Consider the following 20,138-nt stretch of genomic DNA (forward strand, 5'->3'; position numbering starts at 1 on the left):
CGCCTCTCGTCCCTACGTACCCCTTCACCGCGCTCTTTCACTGGTCAGCCGTCACTCCATAATCGAAGTCATGGCCGCCGAATCCGCCCAGACGCTCGAACGCGGGCTGCGCCTGCTGCGACTTCTCGCCGACGGGAAGGGCGGGCGCACCCCGACCGAGCTGAGCACCGAGCTGTCGCTGAGCCGGCCGGTGGTCTACCGGCTGCTGACGACGCTGCTGAACGAGGGGTTCGTCCGCCGCGACGCCGAAGGGCGGGTGCATCTCGGGTTCGGGGTGCTGGTGCTGGCCCAGGCCGTGCAGCCGTTGCTGCGGGCGGCGGCGGTGCCGACGCTGCGGCGGCTGGCCGAGCAGGTGGGCGCGACCGCGCACCTGACCGTGGCCGAGGGCGACGACGGGCTGGCGGTGGCCGTGGTGGAGCCGTCCTGGACCGATCTGCACGTGGCCTACCGGGAGGGGTCGCGCCATCCGCTGGCGAAAGGCGCGGCGGGCCGGGCGATCCTGGCTTTGCGCGAGGGGCGCGACGAATACCTCGTGACGGAGGGGCAGTTGCAGGTGGGGGCGCGGGGCATCGCCGCGCCCGTGACCGGGCTGCCGTGGCTGGAGGCTTCGGTGGGGGTGGTGACGTTCGGCCCGCTGGAGGAGGAGACGGGGCCGCGCGTGGTGGCGGCGGCCGCCGAGCTGGCCGCCGCGCTGGGTTGACATCTCCACACCGATGTCGGACGGTAGTCACACATAGAGGACACATGCGTCCGGTAAGCGGACAACATGGAGGGCGGATGCCGTACTACCGCGTCGTTGGGGAAGTGCCACGCAAGCGGCACACGCAGTTCAGGCGGCCGGACGGCGGCCTCTACGCCGAGGAGCTGATGGGCGAGGAGGGCTTCTCGTCCGACTCCTCGCTGCTCTACCACCGCCACCTGCCCACCGCGATCATCAAGGCCGAGGCGGTCACGCCCGCGTCCGCGACGCGGCTGGAGCCCAACCTGCCGCTCTCCCCGCGCCATTTCCGCACGCAGGAGCTGTCCAGCGCCGGTGACCTGGTCGACGGCCGCATCCTGCTCGCCGGCAACGCCGACGTCCGGTTGTCGTACGCCACCAGCGACCGCCCCAGCGAGCTGTACCGCAACTCCATGGGCGACGAGTGCGTCTACGTGCAGCGCGGCTCGGTCCGCTTCGAGTCCACCTACGGCGTCATCGAGGCCGGCGAGGGCGACTACGTCGTCGTCCCGACCGGCACGATCCACCGCTGGGTGCCCGACGGGCAGGTCAACGTGCTGGCCATCGAGGCGTCCGGGCACATCAGGCCGCCCAAGCGCTACCTGTCGCAGTACGGGCAGTTCCTGGAGCACGCGCCGTACTGCGAACGCGACCTGCGCGCCCCCACGCAGCCCCTGCTCGCCGAGGGCGAGGAGGTGCCCGTCCTGGTCCGCACGCGGGGCGGCCTGACCAGGCTCGTCTACCGCAACCACCCCTTCGACGTGGTCGGCTGGGACGGCTACCTCTATCCGTACGCCTTCAACATCGACGACTTCGAGCCGATCGTGAAGAAGACGCACGCGCCGCCGCCGGTGCACCAGACGTTCGAGGGGCCCGGGTTCGTGGTCTGCTCGTTCTGCCCGCGACCGCTCGACTACCACCCTGAGGCCATCCCGATCCCGTACAACCACCACAACGTGGACTCCGACGAGTTCATGTTCTACGTGGGCGGCGACTACACCGCGCGCAAGGGCTCGGGCATCGACGTCGGCTCGGTCTCGCTGCACCCGGCCGGGTTCACGCACGGCCCGCAGCCCGGCGCGGTCGAGGCGGTGATCGACGCGGTCGCCCGCGGCGTCACCACCACGAGCGAGATGGCCGTGATGGTCGACACCTTCCGCCCGCTCGACCTCGGGCCGGGCGCGCTGTCCTGTGAGGATCCCGGCTACGCATGGACCTGGGCACGATGACTCTCTTCAGCGAACTGGTCGACGACGCGGGCCTGTTCCCGCCGACGTCACTGCACATGGACGAGGCGCTGGCCCGCAACCAGCGCGACCTGGAGCACGGCAACGGCGTGCTCACCCACCGCTTCCTCTGCCCGGCCAGCCGGCTCGACCGGCTGCGCGGGCACGCCTACCGGCCGCGGCGCATCGGGCTGATCGTGGACACGCCCGAGCTCCCCGACTTCGGCGACCTGCCGGTGGACTTCGTCGAGATCCCGCTCGGGGCCGACGAGTCCGTCGCCGAGCTGGCCCGGCGCCTCGGCCTGCCGGCGCACGTGCGGCTGTTCGTCGAGGTCCCGCCGGACCGGAAGGTCGCCGGGGTGCCCGACGGGGTGGGGCTGAAGGTGCGCTGCGGCGGGCTGAAGGCCGAGGCGTTCCCGTCGGTGGAGCACCTCGCGGCGTTCGTCCGGGGCTGCGTCGAGGCCGACGTCCCGTTCAAGGCCACGGCCGGGCTGCACCACGCGGTGCGGCACTTCGACCCGAGCCTCGGCGTCGACCGGCACGGCTTCCTCAACCTGCTGCTGTCGGTCTGCGAGGCCGTGGAGGGCCGCGACCCCGCCCCCGTGCTGCGCACCACCGACGTCGGCCACCTCGTGCGGCTGGCCGGGGCCGTGACCCAGGAGACCGCGAAGCGGGCGCGGCGGCTGCTGGTCAGCTACGGCTCCTGCAGCACCGGCACGCCCATCGAGGACCTGCAGACGCTAGGAGTGATTCAGTGAGCTGGGGAGTGGACAACCTGCCCTACGGCGTGTTCTCCCGTCAGGGCGAATCGCCCAGAGTGGGCGTCAGGTACGGCGACAAGGTGCTCGACCTGGCCGCCGCGCTGCACGACGAGGTGTTCGCCGCCCCCTCGCTCAACCCGTTCATGGCGCGGGGCCGCTCGGCCTGGCACGACACCAGGACCCTCATCCAGAACAAGCTGACCGGCGACTCCTCGGTCACCGAGAGCCACCTGATCCCGCTCGACCAGGTGCGGCTGCACATGCCGTTCGAGGTGGCCGACTACGTCGACTTCTACTGCTCGCTCGACCACGCGAGCAACATCGGCCGGATCTTCCGTCCCGACGCCGAGCCGCTGCTGCCCAACTGGCGTCACCTGCCCGTCGGCTACCACGGCAGGTCGGGCACGGTCGTCGTGTCCGGCACGCCGGTCCGGCGTCCGCACGGCCAGCTCAGGGCCGGGGTCTACGGGCCGTGCGCCAAGCTCGACATCGAGGCCGAGCTGGGGTTCGTGGTCGGCGTGCCGTCGGAGCTGGGCTCGCCGGCCGGGGCGTTCGAGGACCACGTGTTCGGGGTGACGCTGGTCAACGACTGGAGCGCGCGCGACATCCAGGCGTGGGAGTACGTGCCGCTCGGGCCGTTCCTGGGCAAGTCGTTCGCGACCTCGGTCTCGCCGTGGGTCACGCCGCTGGAGGCGCTGCCCCGGGTCCCGGGCCGCCCGCAGGCCCCCGAGCCGCTCGACTACCTGCGCAGGCAGGGCGACTGGGGCCTGGACATCGCCGTCGAGGTCGTGCTCAACGGCGACGTGATCTCGCGCCCGCCGTACCCGAGCATGTACTGGACGCCCGACCAGATGCTCGCCCACATGACCGTGAACGGCGCCTCCCTGCGCACCGGAGACCTGTTCGCCAGCGGCACGATCTCCGGCCCGGAACGCGACCAGCGCGGCTCGCTCATCGAGCTGACCTGGAACGGCGCCGAACCGATCAAGCTGTCCGGCGGCGACACCCGCACCTTCCTCCAGGACGGCGACACGGTGACGATCCGGGCCACCGCGGGCGGCCTGACATTGGGCGAGGTGTCCGGAACCATCGGATAAGTAACTCAAGGTGCTTCGATCGTCACTCACCGCTAACCTGGGAAGTCCCCTTCCCTCGGAAAGCCCTCGGAGAGTGACGTGCGGCGTGCCGCGATCCTGTGTGTCGCCTTCCTCCTGGCCTGCTGCGGCTGCGGTCCCGTCGGCGACTCCCCGGCCGCGCCCGCGGTCGTGCGCGTCTCCCCCGCCTTCGACGCCAAGCGGGCCCGTCCCGACAAGGGGCTGGTCATCACGGCGCAGGGCGGCCGGCTGACCCAGGTCCTGGTCTACGAGGGAGGCGAGCACGTCCCGGGCCGGCTCGACGCCTCGCACACCAGGTGGCGCTCCGACTGGACGCTCAAACCCGCGACCGAGTACACCGTCACCGCCACGGCCGCGGGCGAGAACGGCCCGTCCACGGTCTCCATGGGCCGCTTCCGCACCCGCGCCGCCGAGCACACGTTCGGGGTGGCCGCCACCGCGCCGCTGCCCGGCGAGACCGTCGGCGTGGGCATGCCGGTCGTCATCGACTTCGACACCCCGATCCAGGACAAGGCGGCCGTCGAGCGGTCGCTGGAGGTCACCACGAAGACCCCGGCCGAGGGCGCCTGGCGCTGGACCAGCGACACGCAGGTGGTCTACCGCACCCGCCGGTTCTGGGCCTCGGGGCAGCAGGTGATGGTCAGCGCCCACCTGGCCGGGGTGCGCCCGGCCTCCGGCGTCTACGGCACCCTCGACTCCACCTTCGCCTTCACCGTGGGCCGCAGGCAGACCAGCACGGTCGACGCCCGCACCCACCAGATGGTCGTGCGCCGCGACGGCCGGGTGGTGCAGCAGATGGCCATCAGCGCCGGCATGGCCACCACGCGGGAATACACCACCACCAGCGGCATGCACCTGACCATGGACAAGGGCAACCCGGTCCGGATGATCTCCCCCGGCCGCGTCAAGGGCGACCCCGGCTACTACGACCTGCTGATCGAGCACGCCGTGCGCATCTCCAACAGCGGCGAGTACGTGCACGCGAAGGACAACGTCTGGGCCCAGGGAAGGGAAAACGTCAGCCACGGCTGCATCAACGCCCGCCCCGACCAGGCGGCCTGGTTCTACGCCGGTTCGCTGCGCGGCGACCCCGTGCTGATCACGGGCACCGCCCGCCGGCTGGAATGGGACAACGGGTGGGGCTTCTGGCAACTTCCGTGGGAGAAGTGGACCCTGGGAAGCGCCCTGACCGCCCCGGCGACCGGCCGGTGACGGGTGCCCTGCGGACGAACGGGGGATTACGGTGGTAAGGGGGAACCAGTCACACACACAGGCCCGTTATAGGTTCAGGAGGGCCGGAGCATGGATGAATGGGTCATCTGGATAATCCTCGCAGTCGTCCTCGGTGTGGCCGAACTGTTCACTCTCACGGCGGCCCTCGGGCTCCTGGGCGTGGCCGCTCTCCTGACCGCCGTGACGGCCGCCGTCGGGCTGCCCGTCCCCTTGCAGATCCTCGTGTTCGCCCTGTCGTCCGCGGCGGGGATGGTGGTCATCCGGCCGCTCGCCGTCCGCTATCTTCAGCAGCCGCCGTTGCAGCGTTTCGGCGTGGAGGCGCTGGTCGGCAAGCCCGCGTACGTGGTCTCCGAGGTCACGGGCCGCGACGGGCGGGTCCGCATCGGGGGTGAGGAGTGGTCCGCACGCGCTTATGACGAGACCCTGGTGATCCCCACCGGGGCGACCGTCGACATCATCGAGATCGAGGGCGCCACGGCCCTCGTGTATCCACGGGAGTGACCACATGGACCCGTTGCTGATAGCCGGACTGCTGATCATCCTTTTCGCCGCGTTCACCGTGCTCAAGGCCGTGCGGATCGTGCCCCAGGCGCGGGCCCGCAACGTGGAGCGGCTCGGCCGCTACCACCGCACGCTCAAGCCGGGTCTCAACTTCGTCATCCCCTACGTCGACCGCGTCTATCCGATGATCGACCTGCGCGAGCAGGTGGTGACCTTCCGCCCGCAGCCGGTCATCACCGAGGACAACCTGGTCGTCGAGATCGACAACGTCCTGTACTTCCAGGTCACCGACCCGCGGGCGGCGGCGTACGAGATCGCCAACTACATCACGGCCATAGAGCAGCTCACCGTCACGACCATGCGTAACGTGATCGGCTCGATGGACCTGGAGAAGACGCTCACCTCGCGCGACACCATCAACAGCCAGCTGCGCGGCGTGCTCGACGAGGCCACCGGCAAGTGGGGCATCCGGGTCAACCGCGTCGAGGTCAAGGCCATCGACCCGCCCAAGACCATCAAGGACGCGATGGAGAAGCAGATGCGGGCCGAGCGCGACAAGCGGGCCGCGATCCTCAACGCCGAGGGCCAGCGCCAGTCGCAGATCCTCACGGCCGAGGGTGACAAGCAGAGCCGCATCCTGCGGGCCGAGGGCCAGCGCTCGGCCGCCATCCTGGAGGCCGAGGGCCAGTCGCGCGCCATCGACCAGGTCTTCCAGGCCGTCCACCGCAACGACCCCGACCCCAAGCTGCTGGCCTACCAGTACCTTCAGGTGCTGCCGCAGCTCGCCCAGGGCAGCGGCAACACGTTCTGGGTCATCCCGAGCGAGGTCACCTCGGCGTTGCAGGGCGTCTCGAAGGCGTTCACCGAGGCGCTGCCGAAGTCGGCCGCCACCCGCGAGGAGCAGCCCCGGCCGTCGGAGGAGCTGGACCGGGAGATCGCGGCGGCCTCGGAGGCGGCGGCCGAGGCGGTCGCCGACGCGCAGGAGGCCGAGAGCCCCAAGGGCCCCCGCCAGATCGCCCAGGCCGTCAACGAGCCGTCCCCGTTCCCCGACCTGGAGCGCGAGCGCGACCCCAAGGACACCGGCCGCTGACGTCCGCCGGGGCCGCGCGGGTTCCCCCGCCCGGCCCCGGCGACGCTCAGCGCTGGCCGTTGTCGAAGTACGCGGCCAGCTCCTGGTCCAGCGGCGGCACGTCGTACGGCATGCCGCCGTCGCGCAGCGACATCGTGGCCATGTACCCGGCGGCGACGCTCATCCTGGCGGCCACGGGTGAGGTGTCGGTCGCCCCGCCCTCCGTGACGAACCGGCAGAACTCGGCCATGATCTGCGGGTCGGCCCCGCCGTGCGAGCCCTGCGCGGCCGGCACCCGGTAGGCGATGTCGCAGTCGTCCCGGTAGGAGGTGGGGCCGGTGTTCCACACCTTGACCGTGTCCCCCGGGCCGTCGCCGAAGTTCTCCAGCCGGCCCTCGGTCCCGATGACCGTGTAGTTGCGCACGTAGTCGGGGCTGAAGTGGCACTGCTGGTAGGCGGCGATGACGCCGTTGTCCAGGCGCATGTTCATGACCGACACGTCCTCGACGTCGATCACGTGGTGCAGGTCGCGCCGCTGCGTGGGCGGCCACTCGAACTCCCGCAGCCAGCCCTCCGGCCGGGGCGTCCCCGGCTCGCGGCGCGGCAGGTCGCCGTAGACCATCAGGTCGCCGAGGGCGTTCACGCGGGTGGTGTAGCCGCCGGCCAGCCAGTGGATCACGTCGAGGTCGTGCGCCGCCTTCTGCAGCAGCAGGCCCGTGGTGCGGGTGCGGTCGGCGTGCCAGTCCTTGAAGTAGTAGTCGCCGCCGTAGGACACGAAGTGGCGTACCCACACGGTCTTGGGCTCACCGATCACACCCTTGCGGATGATGTCCCGCATCAGGCGCACCACGCCCATGTGGCGCATGTTGTGCCCCACGTACAGGCGGCTGCCCGTCTCGCGGGCGGCCCGCAGGATGTTGTCGCAGCCCTCGACGGTGATGGCCATCGGCTTCTCCAGGTAGACGGCCTTGCCGGCCTGGAGGGCGTCGATGGCGATGCGCTCGTGCGTGTCGTCGGGGGTGTTGACGACGATCGCGTCGAGATCCGGCCGGTCGAGCAGCTCGCGGTACTCCCCGGTCAGGAACTCCGCCTCGAACCGCTCCGACTGCTTCTTGAGCACTGCCGGGTCGGAGTCGCACAGCGCCGCCACGACCGAGCCCTCGCCCGGCCGGTGGGCGGCCAGGGCGAGACTCGTCCGCAGGCCGAGCCCGATGACTCCGATGCGCAGGTCTTCCACAAGTGTCCTTTCAAACGGTAGAACGATCAGCCCTTGGCGATGGAGGCCTCGTACTCGGCCCGCATCGCCTCGCCGCCCCTGCCCAGCCACTTCTTGACGAAGGCCGGCCAGTCCGACATCGACTTACGCCCGGTGACGATGTCGTCGACCATGTCCTTGCCCATGGTGCTCAGCTCGCCGTTCTTCTGGGTGTAGGTGTCGGAGAAGTGGCCGGTGGTGACGCGCTCCTGAAGCATAGGAGCGATCTTGGTCTCGAAGTCGTGGATGAGCTTGGTGCGCTCGGGCTGGCCGGGCAGGAACAGCGCGGACGGCGACCCGATCACGAACGAGAGCGGCTGCTGCGTGGTGGGCACCTCGGCCTTGCCCTTGTCGGTGAAGGCGAGGTCGCCGTCCTTCTTGGTGAAGTGGGTGCCCTCGACGCCGAAGTTGACGCGCTCGTACTCCTCCGTGCCGAACGGGGCAGCCAGGTAGTTGAGCACGCCGAGCAGGGTCTCGATGCGCTTGGCGTCCACCTTCTTGCTGATCGAGGTGAAGCCCACCGAGCCGAGCCCGGCGTTGTAGACCGGCTTGGACGACGGCGTCGCCGCGAACGGCACGATCGCGCCCAGGTTGTACTTCTGGGTCTTGGCGTCGTTGAGGAAGCCGGGGAACGACTCGACGTACGCGCCGATCTGGCCGTTGGCGACCTTGTCCTTGATGGTGGGCAGGGCGGGGTCGGGCCAGAACAGGTTGGCCTTGAAGCACTTGACCGCCAGCTCCAGGGCCGCCTGGTACTCGGGCGTCTCGAACTGGTGGATCAGCTTGCCGCCGGTCAGCTTCCAGGTGTTGGGAGCGCCGTACCAGTGGCTGAACATGTGCACGTGGTTGTAGTAGCTCGGTTCGAGCGGGTACTTGTTCTTCTTCACGTCGAGCAGCTGCTTGGCCTTGGCCAGGAAGTCGTCGGCGCCGGTGAACTCGGTGCCGCCGACCGGCTGCCAGTAATCCTGGTTGACCAGGAACACCTGGCCGAAGCGGCTGTAGGCGACCGCCACGCCGTACAGCTTCCCGTCGGTGACCGCGGACTTCCAGGTCACGTCGCCCAGGTTGGCCAGGTTCGGGTACTTCTTGATCGCGTCGCCGCTCAGGTACGACGTCAGGTCGTGGAACTTGGCCGCCAGCAGCTCGGGCACCCGCTGCAGGCCCTGGTTCGGCGGGAACCAGACCAGGTCGGGCAGGTCGTCGCTGGCGATGATGGCGTTGAACTTGTCGGGGTAGCCGTCGCCCACGACGATGTTCATGCTCCACTCGGAGCCCAGGGCCTTGCTCAGCTCCTGCAGGTAGGTGTTCTGGCCGGGGGCGGGCGGCGCGACGTCCCACGTCTGGGTGAGCGAGGTGATCTTCTGGCCGTCGCCCGGGGCGGTGGCGACCGACTTGACCAGCTCGCTCGGGTACTTCAGGTACGCGGGGTCCTGGCCGGCGTCGATCGGCAGGTCGGGCGTGGGGATCTTGGCGGCGGTGTACGTCGGCAGCGTCAGCTTCTTGGACAGATCCGCGCCGCCCTTCTTCACGCCTGCGGGGCCGCTCTCGCCGCCGCAGGCCGCGAGCCCGGCGACCGTGGCGCCGGCGAGCGCGAGTCCGAGGAATCCACGACGGGACATGATGGATGACATGGTTGCTCCCGGGTTCTCAGCCCTTGATGGCGCCGGTGAGGACGCCCTTGGTGAAGTACTTCTGGAGGAAGGGGTAGGCGAGCAGGATCGGCACGAGCGCGATGATGAGCACCGCCATCTGCACCGACGAGGCGGGCAGGTCACGCACGATCGCGACGTCCGAGCCCGTGGCCGAGGTGCCGCGGAAGATGAACTGCCGCAGCACGACCTGGATGGGATGCTTGGTCTGGTCGTTGATGTAGAGGATCGCGGTGAAGAACGTGTTCCAGTACGAGACCGCGTAGAACAGGCCGACGACGGCGATCACCGCCTTGGACAGCGGGATCGCGATCCGCCACATCATCCGGAACTCGCCGCACCCGTCCATGCGGGCCGCCTCGAACAGCTCCTCGGGCAGGTTCTGGAAGAACGACCTGACCACGACCACGTTGAACGCGTTGACCAGCACCGGCACGATGAGCGACTGGTAGGTGTCGATCATGCCGAGTTCCTTGACCATGAGGTAGCTCGGGATCATGCCCGGCGTGAACAGGAACGTGGCCAGCACCATGAGCAGGATCGGCTTGCCGCCGAGCATGCCGCGCCGCGACAGCGCGTAGCCGAGGAAGACCGTGCAGATCAGGCTGAGCGCGGTGCCGGTGAGCGTGATGCCGATGCTGATCAGGACCGACCGGGTGACCGCGCCGCCGGACAGGATCAGCGAGTACGCCTCGAAGGTCGGGTGCGAGGGCCAGAGCACGTAGCTGCCGCCGTTGGCGATGCTCTCGGCGCGGCCCATCAGGCTCGTGCCGACGGCCAGCCCGAACGGGTACAGCACGACCACGGTGATCGCGGTCAGCACGACGAACTTGAGCGTGCGCCCGGCGATGGTCGGGCGTTCCATCCACGGCGGCCTCATCGATAGATCCCCTGCTCTCCGAAGCGGTGCGCGAGCTTGTTGGCCGCGTAGATGAGCGCCGCGCCGATGAGGCCCTTCATGAGGCCGGCGGCGGTGCTCATGCCCCAGTCGCCGTCACGGATGCCGTGGTAGTAGACGTAGGTGTCGATGACCTCGGCCGCTCCGGCGCCCACGGCCTCCCGTTGCAGGACCATCTGCTCGAAGCCGACGGACAGGATGTCGCCCAGGCGCAGGATGAGCATCATGAGGATGACCGAGCGGATGCCGGGCAGCGTGACGTGCCACAGGCGGCGCTTCCAGTCGGCGCCGTCGATGGCGGCGGCCTCGTACTGGCTCATGTCGATCGCGGTGATCGCGGCCAGGAAGATGATCGTGCCCCAGCCGCAGTCCTTCCAGATGACCTGGGCCGTCACGAGCAGCTTGAACGTGTCCGCGTTCGACATCAGGTTGCCGATGGTGATGCCGTGCGAGTTCAGGAACGAGCTGACCGTGCCGGCGCCGCCGATGACCTGCTGGAACATCGCCACCACGACCACCCACGACAGGAAGTGCGGCAGGTAGACGACGGTCTGGATGAACCGCTTGACGCGGTGGCCGATCAGGGAGTTCAGCAGGAGCGCGAGCGCGATCGGGGCCGGGAAGTACAGGACGAGCTGGAGCGCCGTGATCTGCAGGGTGTTGCCGACCGCGCTCCAGAACTCCGGCTCCTCCAGCAGCATCACGAAGTTGTCCAGGCCCACCCAGGGGCTGCCCGCGATGCCGAGGAACGGCGCGTAGTCCTTGAAGGCGATGACGTTGCCGAGCAGCGGCACGTAGAAGAAGGCCACGAAGTACAGGACGCCGGGCAGGCACAGGGCCAGCAGCGTCCAGTCGCGCTTCAGCCGCTCAAGCAGGGTGACAGCGGCCACACGCTCACCTCCAGTCGGGTCGGGATGGCTGGAGGCTAGTACCGATTTATGCAAATAACTAGGTTAAAGCGATCAGATCTGAGCATGCTTGCTGGATCGATGTCACACGGCGACATGCCTGTGACAGAACGGTTATCTAATTAGCCAAGTTGGCTACGTAAAGAGCAGGCGATCTGCCTGATCGAGGGCAAACCGGACGGCGCCCAGCGTGATGCACTCGCTGCCCAGCCCCGACGCCACCACCTCCGGCGGGTAGAGGCAGTACTCCTCGAACAGCTCGCGTACCGGCTCGACCAGCAGGTCTCCGGCCGAGGACAGGCTGCCGCCGATGACGACCATGTCCGGGTCGAGCGGGTTGACCACCGTGACGAGCCCGGCGGCCAGGCCGCGCGCGAACTCCCTGACCGCCTGGCCCGCCCGCTCGTCGCCGGCGCGGGCCCGGGCGATCGCGAACTCGGCGCACTGCCGGCTGGAGCGCAGCTCGCCCGGCTCGACGGCCATCGCGTAGTCGAGGACGTACCGGAAGGCGGTCCAGTTGTCGTTCGGCTGGGCCCCGATCTCGCCGCCCGCCGCGTGCGCCCCCCGGTACGGCCGCCCGCCGATGAGCAGCCCCATGCCGATGCGGTCGCCGGTGAACAGGTAGACGACGTCGTCGCGGCCCTGCGCGGCGCCCCGCCAGTGCTCGGCCAGGACGGCCAGGCGCATGTCGTTCTCGACCAGCACCGGCGCGGGGATCCGGGCCGACAGCTCGCCCTGCAGGTCGAGGCCGGTCCAGTCGGACAGGGCGATGCTCTTGACGACACGCCCGGAGCCGTCGACCGTGCCGGTGGTGCCCACGCCGACGACGGTGACGTCCGCCAGCGCCAGCCCGGCCTGGGCGGCGGTCTCCGTGGCCAGCCCGACGATCTGGTCGAGCCGCTCGGCGGCGGGCATGTCGCGGTGGTTGGGCGCGCGGCGGGTGACGGCGATCGTGCCGTTCAGGTCGGCCAGCATGGCGCGCAGGCTGGAACCGCCGATGCCGACGCCCAGCACGTGCCCCGCGGAGGCGCGGAACCGGAAGCGTTTGGCCGGACGTCCCCGCTGGCGGTCGCCGGCCTCCTCCTCGCACTCCTCCGCCCAGCCCTCGGCGACCAGGTCGTCGACGATGACCTCGGCCGTCGGCCTGGACACCCGGGCGGACCTGGCCAGCTCCGACAGCGTGGCCACGTCGGCCTCGCGCAGCACGCGCAGGATGGCCGCCGAGTTGAGCTTGCGCAGAAGCGAGGCGTCGCCGCTCTGCTGTCGCACCGATACCTCCGAGTCGCCGGGCAGGTCATCTTCAAGCTTATTTCGTAATTGTGCCTGGTCCCGCTGCCGCGTGAAGCTGAGCTGTGGGGGCACTTAAGAATCCCTCGATGGACATGTTCCGAGGGGAGCGGGCACAGTGCGTTAGGTTCGGAACAGGGGGAAGTGAAGCGATGAAAGCGCTGGTCAAGCAGAAGGCCGAGCCCGGCCTTTGGCTGGTGGACGTGCCGGAGCCCGAGGTCGGGCCGGGCGAGGTGAAGATCCGGGTGCTGCGTACCGGCATCTGTGGCACCGACCTGCACATCCGCAAATATGACGACTGGGCGCGGCACACGCTGAAGCTCCCGCTCGTCGTCGGGCACGAGTTCTCCGGCCACGTGGTCGAGGTCGCGCCCGGCGTGGAGGACATCGCCGTCGGCGACCTGGTGAGCGGCGAGGGCCACATCGTCTGCGGCAAGTGCCGCAACTGCATGGCCGGACGCCGTCACCTGTGCCGCAACACGGTCGGCCTCGGCGTCAACAGGGACGGCGCGTTCGCCGAGTTCGTCACGCTGCCCGCCTCGAACGTGTGGGTGCACCGGGTTCCCGTTCATCCCGACGTGGCGGCCATCTTCGACCCGTTCGGCAACGCCGTGCACACCGCGTTGTCCTTCCCCCTGGTCGGTGAGGACGTGCTGATCACCGGCGCCGGCCCGATCGGGCTGATGGCGGCGGCCGTCGCCGCGCACGTCGGCGCGCGCAACGTGATGATCACCGACGTCAGCGACGAGCGCCTCGACCTGGCCGGCAAGCTCGGCGTCACGCTCGCGCTCAACGTCTCCAGGGCGACGATCGACGAAGGCATGCGCCAGCTCCACCTGCGGGAGGGCTTCGACGTCGGGCTTGAGATGTCCGGTAACCCTGGGGCCATGCGTGACATGATCGCGAACATGACGCACGGAGGGAAGATCGCGATGCTCGGTCTTCCCGCCGAGGAGTTCGCCGTCGACTGGGCCACCGTGGTGACCTCGATGCTCACCATCAAGGGCATTTACGGCCGGGAGATGTACGAGACCTGGTACAACATGTCAGTCCTGCTGGAAAAGGGTCTCGACCTCTCCCCCGTGATCACCGATCGGTTCCCGTACCACGACTTCGACGCCGCCTTCGACACGGCCGCGAGCGGCCGTACGGGCAAGGTCATCCTCGATTGGAGCGCTTGATGTTCACGAACGTGCGCGAGCAGCTGCGTGCGACGCTCGACGAGATCACCGAGGCCGGGCTGCTCAAGCCCGAGCGGGTGATCACCACCCCGCAGAGCTCCCAGGTCGGCGTGGCCGGGCGCGAGGTGCTGAACTTCTGCGCCAACAACTACCTGGGCCTGGCCGACCATCCCGAGGTGGTCGAGGCGGCCAAGCAGGCGCTCGACCGCTGGGGCTTCGGCATGGCCTCCGTACGGTTCATCTGCGGCACCCAGGAGGTGCACAAGGAGCTCGAATCCCGCCTGTCGGACTTCCTGGGCATGGAGGACACCGTCCTCTACAGCTCGTGCTTCGACGCCAACGGCGGCGTGTTCGAGACCCTGCTCGACGCCCAGGACGCGGTCATCTCCGACGCCCTCAACCACGCCAGCATCATCGACGGCATCCGCCTGTCCAAGGCCCAGCGCTTCCGCTACGCCAACCGCGACATGGCCGAGCTGGAGGCCAGGCTCAAGGAGGCGTCCGACGCCCGGCGGCGGCTGATCGTCACCGACGGCGTCTTCTCCATGGACGGCTACCTCGCCCCGCTGCGCGAGATCTGCGACCTGGCCGACCGCTACGACGCCATGGTCATGGTGGACGACTCCCACGCCGTCGGCTTCGTCGGCCCCACCGGCCGCGGCACGCCCGAGCTGCACGGCGTCACCGACCGGGTCGACATCATCACCGGCACCCTCGGCAAGGCGCTCGGCGGGGCCAGCGGCGGCTACGTCTCGGCCCGCAGGGAGGTCTGCGAGCTGCTGCGCCAGCGGTCGCGGCCGTACCTGTTCTCCAACTCCCTGGCCCCGGTCATCGCCTCGGCCTCGCTGCGCATCCTCGACCTGCTGGAGACCTCCGGCGAGGCGCGCGAGCGGCTGCGTTCGAACACCGCGCGCTTCCGCAGCGAGATGACCAAGGCCGGGTTCGACATCCTGCCCGGCGAGCACCCGATCGTGCCCGTGATGATCGGCGACGCCGCCGAGGCGGGGGCCATGGCCGAACGCCTCCTCGACCTGGGCGTCTACGTGATCGGCTTCTCCTATCCGGTGGTGCCGCACGGCCAGGCCAGGATCCGGGTGCAGCTCTCGGCCGCCCACTCCACCGAGGACGTCGACCGGGCTGTGGCGGCTTTCGTCCAAGCACGCCAGGGTTGAGTATCCTCGCTGCGTGATTGACACGCGGCGGCTGCGCACACTGCGGGCGGTGGCCGACCACGGCACGGTCACCGCCGCCGCGGCGGCGCTCCACCTGACCCCGTCGGCGGTCTCCCAGCAGCTCGTGGCGCTGGAGCACGAGGTGGGCCACCGGCTGTTCACGCGTGACGGCCGGGGCGTGCACCTCACCGCCGTGGGCAAGATCATGCTGGGGCACGCCAACGAGGTCCTGGCCCAGCTCGAACGCGCCGAGGCCGAGGTGGCCGCGTACACCACGGGCGAGGCCGGCGAGGTGGCCGTGGCCTGCTTCGCCACCGCCATCAGCGCCGTGCTCTCCCCCGCCATCGCCGCCCTGCGCGCCACCGCGCCCGGCCTGCAGGTCCGGGTGCTCGACGCCGAGGGCGACCACAGCCTGGCCATGCTGCTCGACGGCGGGGCCGACCTGGCGGTGACGGTCGAGTACCGGGGCGGCCCCGACGCCGCCGACCGCCGGCTGTCGCGCATCCCGCTGTACGCCGAGCCGTTCGACCTGGTCCTGCCCGAGGGGCATCCGGATGCGGGGGCGGCCACGCTGGTGTCGCTCGCCGCCGACACCTGGATCGGTCCTTATCCGGGCAATCCCGTGCACGACGTCATCACGTTCGCGTGCCAGCAGGTGGGGTTCACGCCCAACGTCGTCCACTGCTCCGACGACTTCCGGGCCGTGGTGGCGCTGGTGGGGGCGGGCGCGGGGGTGGCGCTCGTGCCGCGCCTCGCGCTGCGGGACATGGCGCTGTCCGGGGTGGTGGTGCGCCAGACGCCGGGGCCCGACCGCCGCGTCTTCGCCGCGATCCGCCGCGGGGCCGACGCCCACCCCCTGCTCCGGCCGCTGTTGTCGACGTTGCGCACGGTCGCCGCCTCCCTCACCTCCGACTGACCGCCCCTGCCGCGCCCGACGGCGGGCGGCGGCGGTCAGGAGCGGGCTGTGGTGACGGCCTCGGTGAAGCGGGCGTAGCGGTCGAGCTCGGCCGTCACGGGGTCCAGCACGTAGTTCCCGGCGACCTCGCCGATGGCGGCGCGCAGGGCGCGGGCCGTGCGTCTGGCCCGGCGCCGCCCGCCCGCCCACGCGGCCAGCCTGGACGACAAGGCGATCACCACCCCGGCCAGCGCGCCGCCCGCCAGCAGCACGGTCGGCCACGGCACCGCGCCCACGGTCGGGAGCGGCGGCTGCGGCAGGCGCAGGTAGTCCATCCCGAACAGCACGCCCAGCCACAACGCGCCCGCCACCATGACGGCGAAGACCAGCCACTGCAGCACGTTCACCATCCGCCACCACCGCGGCCTGCGGGTCGTGCCCGCAGTGGTGCGGCCCACGGCCCGGTCCACCGCGTCGGCCAGCTCCGGGGAGCGCGAGCGCGCGGCCTGCCGCACCGCCGCCGCCCACGGGCCGGGCAGGTCCGCGGCGGCCGCCTCGCCGACGTCCCTGATCGCCGTCTCGACCTGCGCCCGCTGTACGGCCGACGCCGCCGGAACCGACGTACGCCCCACGATCTCCTTGCCCGGTTTCCCCACCCCGATCCTGAGCCTGCGCAACGGGTCGGGACGGAACTTGCGCAACCAGCGGGTGACCGGCCAGCCGGTGGCGACCACGGCCCGGTGCCGGTGCCCTTTGGCCACGGCCTCCAGGACCAGCGGCACCCCGGCGGCCTGGGAGAGCGCGCCCGTGAGCCGCCGGTCCAGCCCGGCCGCCCGCCGGTCGCCGGGGTCCGGCCGGGCGCCGTCCGCGGCCAGGTGACCGGCGGCGGCGGTGACGTCGGCAGCCAGGCGGGCGGCCCACGACGCGCGCTCGGCGACCCGGTCGGCGAGCACCGAGCGCAGCTCCGGCAGGCCCGTCCCGGTCCTGGCGGAGACCGGCAGCACCGGCACGCCCGCCAGCCCGTCCTCCTCCAGGAGGCGGCGCAGGTCGGCCACGCAGCGGTCCACAGCCTGTGGAGGCAGGCGGTCCACCTGGTTGAGCACCACCAGCATCACGTCGCGGTGCCCGGCCAGCGGGCGCAGGTAGCGTTCATGCAGCGCGGCGTCGGCGTACTTCTGCGGGTCCACGACCCAGACGAGCAGGTCCACCAGCGCCACCAGGCGGTCCACCTCAAGGCGGTGGGAGAGCCGGATGGAGTCGTGGTCGGGAAGGTCGAGGAGGACGAGACCCGACATCCCGGGCGCCTCGGCGGCGGAGTGGCGGCGCGGGACGTCCAGCCAGTCCAGCAGCGGGCCGGCCCCCTCGCCGTCCCACAGGGCGGCCTGGGCGGTGGACGTCGTCGGCCTGGTGACGCCCACGGCGGCCAGGTCCTCGCCGGCCAGGGCGTTGTAGAGCGAGGACTTGCCGCTGCCGGTCGCACCGGCGAGCGCGGCCACGGTGTGGTCGACGGAGAGGCTGCGGCGGGCGCCGGCCCGTTCGGCGACGGACCGCGCGGCGGACACGTCCTGCTCGGGAAGGCGTCCTTCGGCCAGCTCGGCGGCCTCCAGCAGGGCGGCCAGCCGGGAGTCGAGCGAGGGCCCCTCCTTGCGGCGCAGCAGCTTCACGGCCCCTCCGGGCGGTCGCGAGCGGGCAACTCGGCTGTGGGAGCGGGGGGAGCCGGGGGAACGGGGAGTTCCGCCGTCGGCGCGGAGGCGGCGGGGAGTTCGGCGCGGTGGTCGCGGACGGCGCGGGCCGCCGCGCGCAGGGCGTCGGCCGTGCCCCTGGGCGGTTCGACGGTCTCCAGCCGGTCGGTGAAGCGGGCGGCCTCCTCCGCCAGCAGCACCCGCACCCGTTCGCGCAGGTCCTCGCGGGCCCGCGTGGTCAGCGAGCGCACGGCCTGGTCGCCGAAGACGGCCTCCAGCAGCTTCTGCGACAACACGCTCGTGCCGCCCGCGATGCCGACCTCGATCCCGGTGAGCCCGCCGGTCGAGGCGAACACGGCCAGCATGAGCAGCAGCCCCGCCCCGTTGACCCCGAACGAGGCCAGCCGGGCGGTGGTGCGCTTCTCCGCCCCCTCCTCGCGTACGAGGTCGAGGACGAACTCCTGCCAGCCGCGCACCGCCGCCTCGGCCCGTCCGGCCAGGTCGGGAGAGGCCCGGCCGAGCCGCGCGGCCTCCATGGCGCCGAGCCGGTCGAGCAGCCCGCCGCCGCCCGGCGCGGCCGACCACCCTTCGAGCGCGCGTTCGGCGGCGCCGTCGGCCGCGCCCCTGATCAGCGATTCGACGCCGCTCTCCAGGGCGTCCTTGAGCTCGACGGCGGGGGCGCGGCCGGTGAAGAAGCCGACGATCCGGTCACGCAGCCACCCCACCCGGCTCTCCAGGGAACGCATGAGGTCGCCGGTGCCGATGAAGTCCTGCCAGCGGGCCAGCACCTCGCCGCGCAGCAGGGAGCCGTCGCGCATGCCCTCGTCGAAGTCGGCCATGCCGCCCGCGTACGCGCCGGTCACGATCGTCCGCAGCCCGTCGAAGGCGGCCTGCTGGCGTTCGACGGCCGTGGCCAGCGCGGGGACGCGGGTGTCCAGGCTGTCCAGGGCCCCCGACAACGTCTGGCGGACGACCCGGGACCGCTCGGCGGCGTCGGCGGCCAGCCCCGTGAGCCAGGAGACGATGGGCCGCACCGACTCCTCCGGCAGCCGCGCCTTCTCGTCGGGCAGCGCGGCCTCGGGCACGGTGAACAGCCGGGTGCCCGGCAGGCCGTTCTCCACCAGGAGCCGGTCGAGGTCGCGCGAGACGGGCTCGACGGCCTCGGGCGCGATCCGGTCGAGGACGACGGCCAGGGCCGTGCTGCGTTCGCGGGCCGAGCGCAGGAAGCTCCAGGGCACCTCGTCGGCGTACCGGGCGGCGGTGGTGACGAACAGCCACAGGTCGGCGGCGGCGAGGAGCTGCGCGGCCAGCTCCCGGTTGGAGGTGACCACGGAGTCGATGTCGGGGGCGTCGAGCAGCGCCAGCCCGGCGCCCAATGCGTCGGAGGCGACCACGCGCAGCGCGCCCGCGCCGCCGCCGCCGGACTCGCCGGTGGCGCGGGACAGGCCGGGCAGCACGTTCTGGCCCGTGAACCAGTCGCGGTCGGCCGGGTTGACGACGAGCGTGGGCACCAGCGTGGTGGGCCGCAGCACGCCGGGCTCGGCCACGTCGGCCCCCACCAGCGAGTTGACCAGCGTGGACTTGCCCGCCCCGGTGGACCCGCCGACGACGGCGAGCAGCGGCGCGTCGATCGCCCGCAGCCGCGGCAGCAGGTAGTCGTCGAGCTGCCCGGCCAGCTCGCGCAGGGCACGCCGGTCCGCCGCGGCCTCGCCGATCGCCAGCGGGAACAGCTCGCGATCGAGCGGGCGGCGCAACGACTCCAACGCCCCCAGCAGATCCATAGGTGCCAACCCCGCTTCCCGCGGTACGCCGCTCGACACCTCGCGCCCGCAGGTCCACGCTACGGTGAGCGCCCGGGACGGTCCACCGGCCGGGGCCGCGCGGCGGGGATCAACCGGCGGGCGGCGGCTCCCTGAGCACGTACCCGACGCTGCGCAGCGTGTGGATCAGGCGGGGCTCGACGTCGTCCACCTTGCGCCGCAGGTAGGAGACGTACGACTCGACGACGCCGGCGTCGCCGCCGAAGTCGTAGTTCCACACGTGGTCGAGGATCTGCGCCTTCGACAACACGCGGCCGGCGTTGACCATGAAGTAGTGCAGCAGCTTGAACTCCGTCGGGGACAGCCGCACCTGGCGGCCGGCCCGCCAGACCTCGCGGGCGTCCTCGTCCAGCTCCAGGTCGGCCACCTTCAGCCGGCTGGCCGGCGCCCCCTCCGTCCTGGTACGGCGCAGCACCGCCCGGATCCTGGCCTGCACCTCCTCCAGGCTGAACGGCTTGGTGACGTAGTCGTCGCCGACCCGGAGACCGGCGATCTTGTCCTCGGTGGCGTCCCGGGCGGTGAGGAACAGCACGGGCGCGTCGATCCGCCTGGCCACCTCGAACCCGTCCAGGTCGGGCAGCATGACGTCGAGCACCACCAGGTCGGGCGCGGCGCGTTCGGCGACCTCGACGGCCTCCTGCCCGTCAGCCGCGGTCAGCACCTCGAATCCGGAGAAGCGCAGGCTGGCGGAGAGCAGGTCCCTGATGCTGGGCTCGTCGTCCACCACCATGATCAACGCCTCGCGGGCCTCGCGGAGCTCGGGTTTCG

Annotated in this window: 18 protein-coding genes; 10 read left to right on the plus strand and 8 right to left on the minus strand. The window is 71.1% G+C overall.

The features are described 5' to 3' along the window. The first annotated feature begins 70 nt into the window (after positions 1–70). From ACIBQ6_RS35315 to ACIBQ6_RS35345, 7 genes are all read left to right on the plus strand, one after another. A complete protein-coding gene (locus tag ACIBQ6_RS35315) occupies positions 71–700 on the plus strand; it encodes a helix-turn-helix domain-containing protein (protein ID WP_352361631.1) in 630 nt (209 codons plus the stop codon). A gap of 77 nt (positions 701–777) precedes the next feature. Then, on the plus strand, positions 778–1,947 hold the full coding sequence (locus ACIBQ6_RS35320; RefSeq protein WP_397217261.1) for a homogentisate 1,2-dioxygenase: 1,170 nt from the start codon (positions 778–780) through the stop codon (positions 1,945–1,947). Beyond that, positions 1,929–2,702: a hypothetical protein gene (locus ACIBQ6_RS35325; protein ID WP_397217263.1), complete on the plus strand. Its 774-nt coding sequence runs from the start codon at positions 1,929–1,931 to the stop codon at positions 2,700–2,702. The genes ACIBQ6_RS35320 and ACIBQ6_RS35325 overlap by 19 nt, the downstream gene beginning before the upstream one ends. After that, complete coding sequence (gene fahA / locus ACIBQ6_RS35330) at positions 2,699–3,802, plus strand: fumarylacetoacetase (RefSeq protein WP_397217265.1); 1,104 nt, start codon at positions 2,699–2,701, stop codon at positions 3,800–3,802. The genes ACIBQ6_RS35325 and fahA overlap by 4 nt, the downstream gene beginning before the upstream one ends. 78 nt (positions 3,803–3,880) lie before the next feature. After that, positions 3,881–5,032: an Ig-like domain-containing protein gene (locus ACIBQ6_RS35335; protein ID WP_397217267.1), complete on the plus strand. Its 1,152-nt coding sequence runs from the start codon at positions 3,881–3,883 to the stop codon at positions 5,030–5,032. A 90-nt stretch (positions 5,033–5,122) separates the two neighbouring features. Beyond that, positions 5,123–5,554: an NfeD family protein gene (locus ACIBQ6_RS35340; RefSeq protein WP_397217269.1), complete on the plus strand. Its 432-nt coding sequence runs from the start codon at positions 5,123–5,125 to the stop codon at positions 5,552–5,554. A 4-nt stretch (positions 5,555–5,558) separates the two neighbouring features. Further along, positions 5,559–6,644, plus strand: coding sequence for an SPFH domain-containing protein (locus tag ACIBQ6_RS35345; protein ID WP_352361641.1), 1,086 nt, complete (start codon positions 5,559–5,561; stop codon positions 6,642–6,644). Between the two features lie 46 nt (positions 6,645–6,690). On the opposite strand, the gene ACIBQ6_RS35350 is transcribed toward ACIBQ6_RS35345, so the two are convergent. The 5 genes from ACIBQ6_RS35350 to ACIBQ6_RS35370 all read right to left on the minus strand — a co-directional run bounded on the left by ACIBQ6_RS35350 (position 6,691) and on the right by ACIBQ6_RS35370 (position 12,602). Then, entirely contained in the window at positions 6,691–7,860 is a 1,170-nt protein-coding gene (locus ACIBQ6_RS35350) for a Gfo/Idh/MocA family protein (RefSeq protein WP_397217271.1), read from the minus strand. Between the two features lie 26 nt (positions 7,861–7,886). Then, a complete protein-coding gene (locus ACIBQ6_RS35355) occupies positions 7,887–9,509 on the minus strand; it encodes a hypothetical protein (protein WP_358298802.1) in 1,623 nt (540 codons plus the stop codon). 16 nt (positions 9,510–9,525) lie between these two features. Further along, a complete protein-coding gene (locus ACIBQ6_RS35360; RefSeq protein WP_397217273.1) occupies positions 9,526–10,392 on the minus strand; it encodes a carbohydrate ABC transporter permease in 867 nt (288 codons plus the stop codon). Between the two features lie 11 nt (positions 10,393–10,403). Further along, positions 10,404–11,315 carry an ABC transporter permease subunit gene (locus ACIBQ6_RS35365; RefSeq protein ID WP_357976243.1) on the minus strand — a complete coding sequence of 304 codons (912 nt, stop codon included), beginning with the start codon at positions 11,313–11,315 and terminating at the stop codon, positions 10,404–10,406. A gap of 153 nt (positions 11,316–11,468) precedes the next feature. Beyond that, positions 11,469–12,602 (minus strand): ROK family protein, encoded by a 1,134-nt coding sequence (locus tag ACIBQ6_RS35370; RefSeq protein ID WP_358298800.1) that lies wholly within the window; start codon positions 12,600–12,602, stop codon positions 11,469–11,471. A gap of 170 nt (positions 12,603–12,772) precedes the next feature. Here ACIBQ6_RS35370 and tdh point away from each other — a divergent pair, with 170 nt between their 5' ends. From tdh to ACIBQ6_RS35385, 3 genes are read left to right on the plus strand one after another with little or no spacing between them, the layout of a single operon-like run. After that, positions 12,773–13,801 (plus strand): L-threonine 3-dehydrogenase, encoded by a 1,029-nt coding sequence (gene tdh, locus ACIBQ6_RS35375; protein WP_358298798.1) that lies wholly within the window; start codon positions 12,773–12,775, stop codon positions 13,799–13,801. Continuing rightward, positions 13,801–14,973, plus strand: a complete 1,173-nt coding sequence (locus ACIBQ6_RS35380) for a glycine C-acetyltransferase (RefSeq protein ID WP_397217276.1) — start codon at positions 13,801–13,803, stop codon at positions 14,971–14,973. The genes tdh and ACIBQ6_RS35380 overlap by 1 nt, the downstream gene beginning before the upstream one ends. 13 nt (positions 14,974–14,986) lie before the next feature. Continuing rightward, on the plus strand, positions 14,987–15,889 hold the full coding sequence (locus ACIBQ6_RS35385; RefSeq protein WP_358298794.1) for a LysR family transcriptional regulator: 903 nt from the start codon (positions 14,987–14,989) through the stop codon (positions 15,887–15,889). Positions 15,890–15,924: 35 nt separating this feature from the next. Here the strand turns inward: ACIBQ6_RS35385 and ACIBQ6_RS35390 are convergent, their stop codons facing one another. From ACIBQ6_RS35390 to ACIBQ6_RS35400, 3 genes are all read right to left on the minus strand, one after another. Continuing rightward, a complete protein-coding gene (locus tag ACIBQ6_RS35390) occupies positions 15,925–17,532 on the minus strand; it encodes a GTPase family protein (RefSeq protein WP_397217278.1) in 1,608 nt (535 codons plus the stop codon). Further along, the gene (locus ACIBQ6_RS35395; protein ID WP_397217280.1) at positions 17,529–19,331 is read right to left on the minus strand and encodes an ABC transporter; all 1,803 of its coding nucleotides are present in this window, start codon (positions 19,329–19,331) and stop codon (positions 17,529–17,531) included. The genes ACIBQ6_RS35390 and ACIBQ6_RS35395 overlap by 4 nt, the downstream gene beginning before the upstream one ends. A 109-nt stretch (positions 19,332–19,440) precedes the next feature. Further along, on the minus strand, positions 19,441–20,100 hold the full coding sequence (locus tag ACIBQ6_RS35400; RefSeq protein WP_352361783.1) for a response regulator transcription factor: 660 nt from the start codon (positions 20,098–20,100) through the stop codon (positions 19,441–19,443). Positions 20,101–20,138: the final 38 nt, after the last annotated feature.

The sequence above is a fragment of the Nonomuraea sp. NPDC049655 genome, from assembly GCF_044465465.1.
GTDB lineage: Bacteria > Actinomycetota > Actinomycetes > Streptosporangiales > Streptosporangiaceae > Nonomuraea.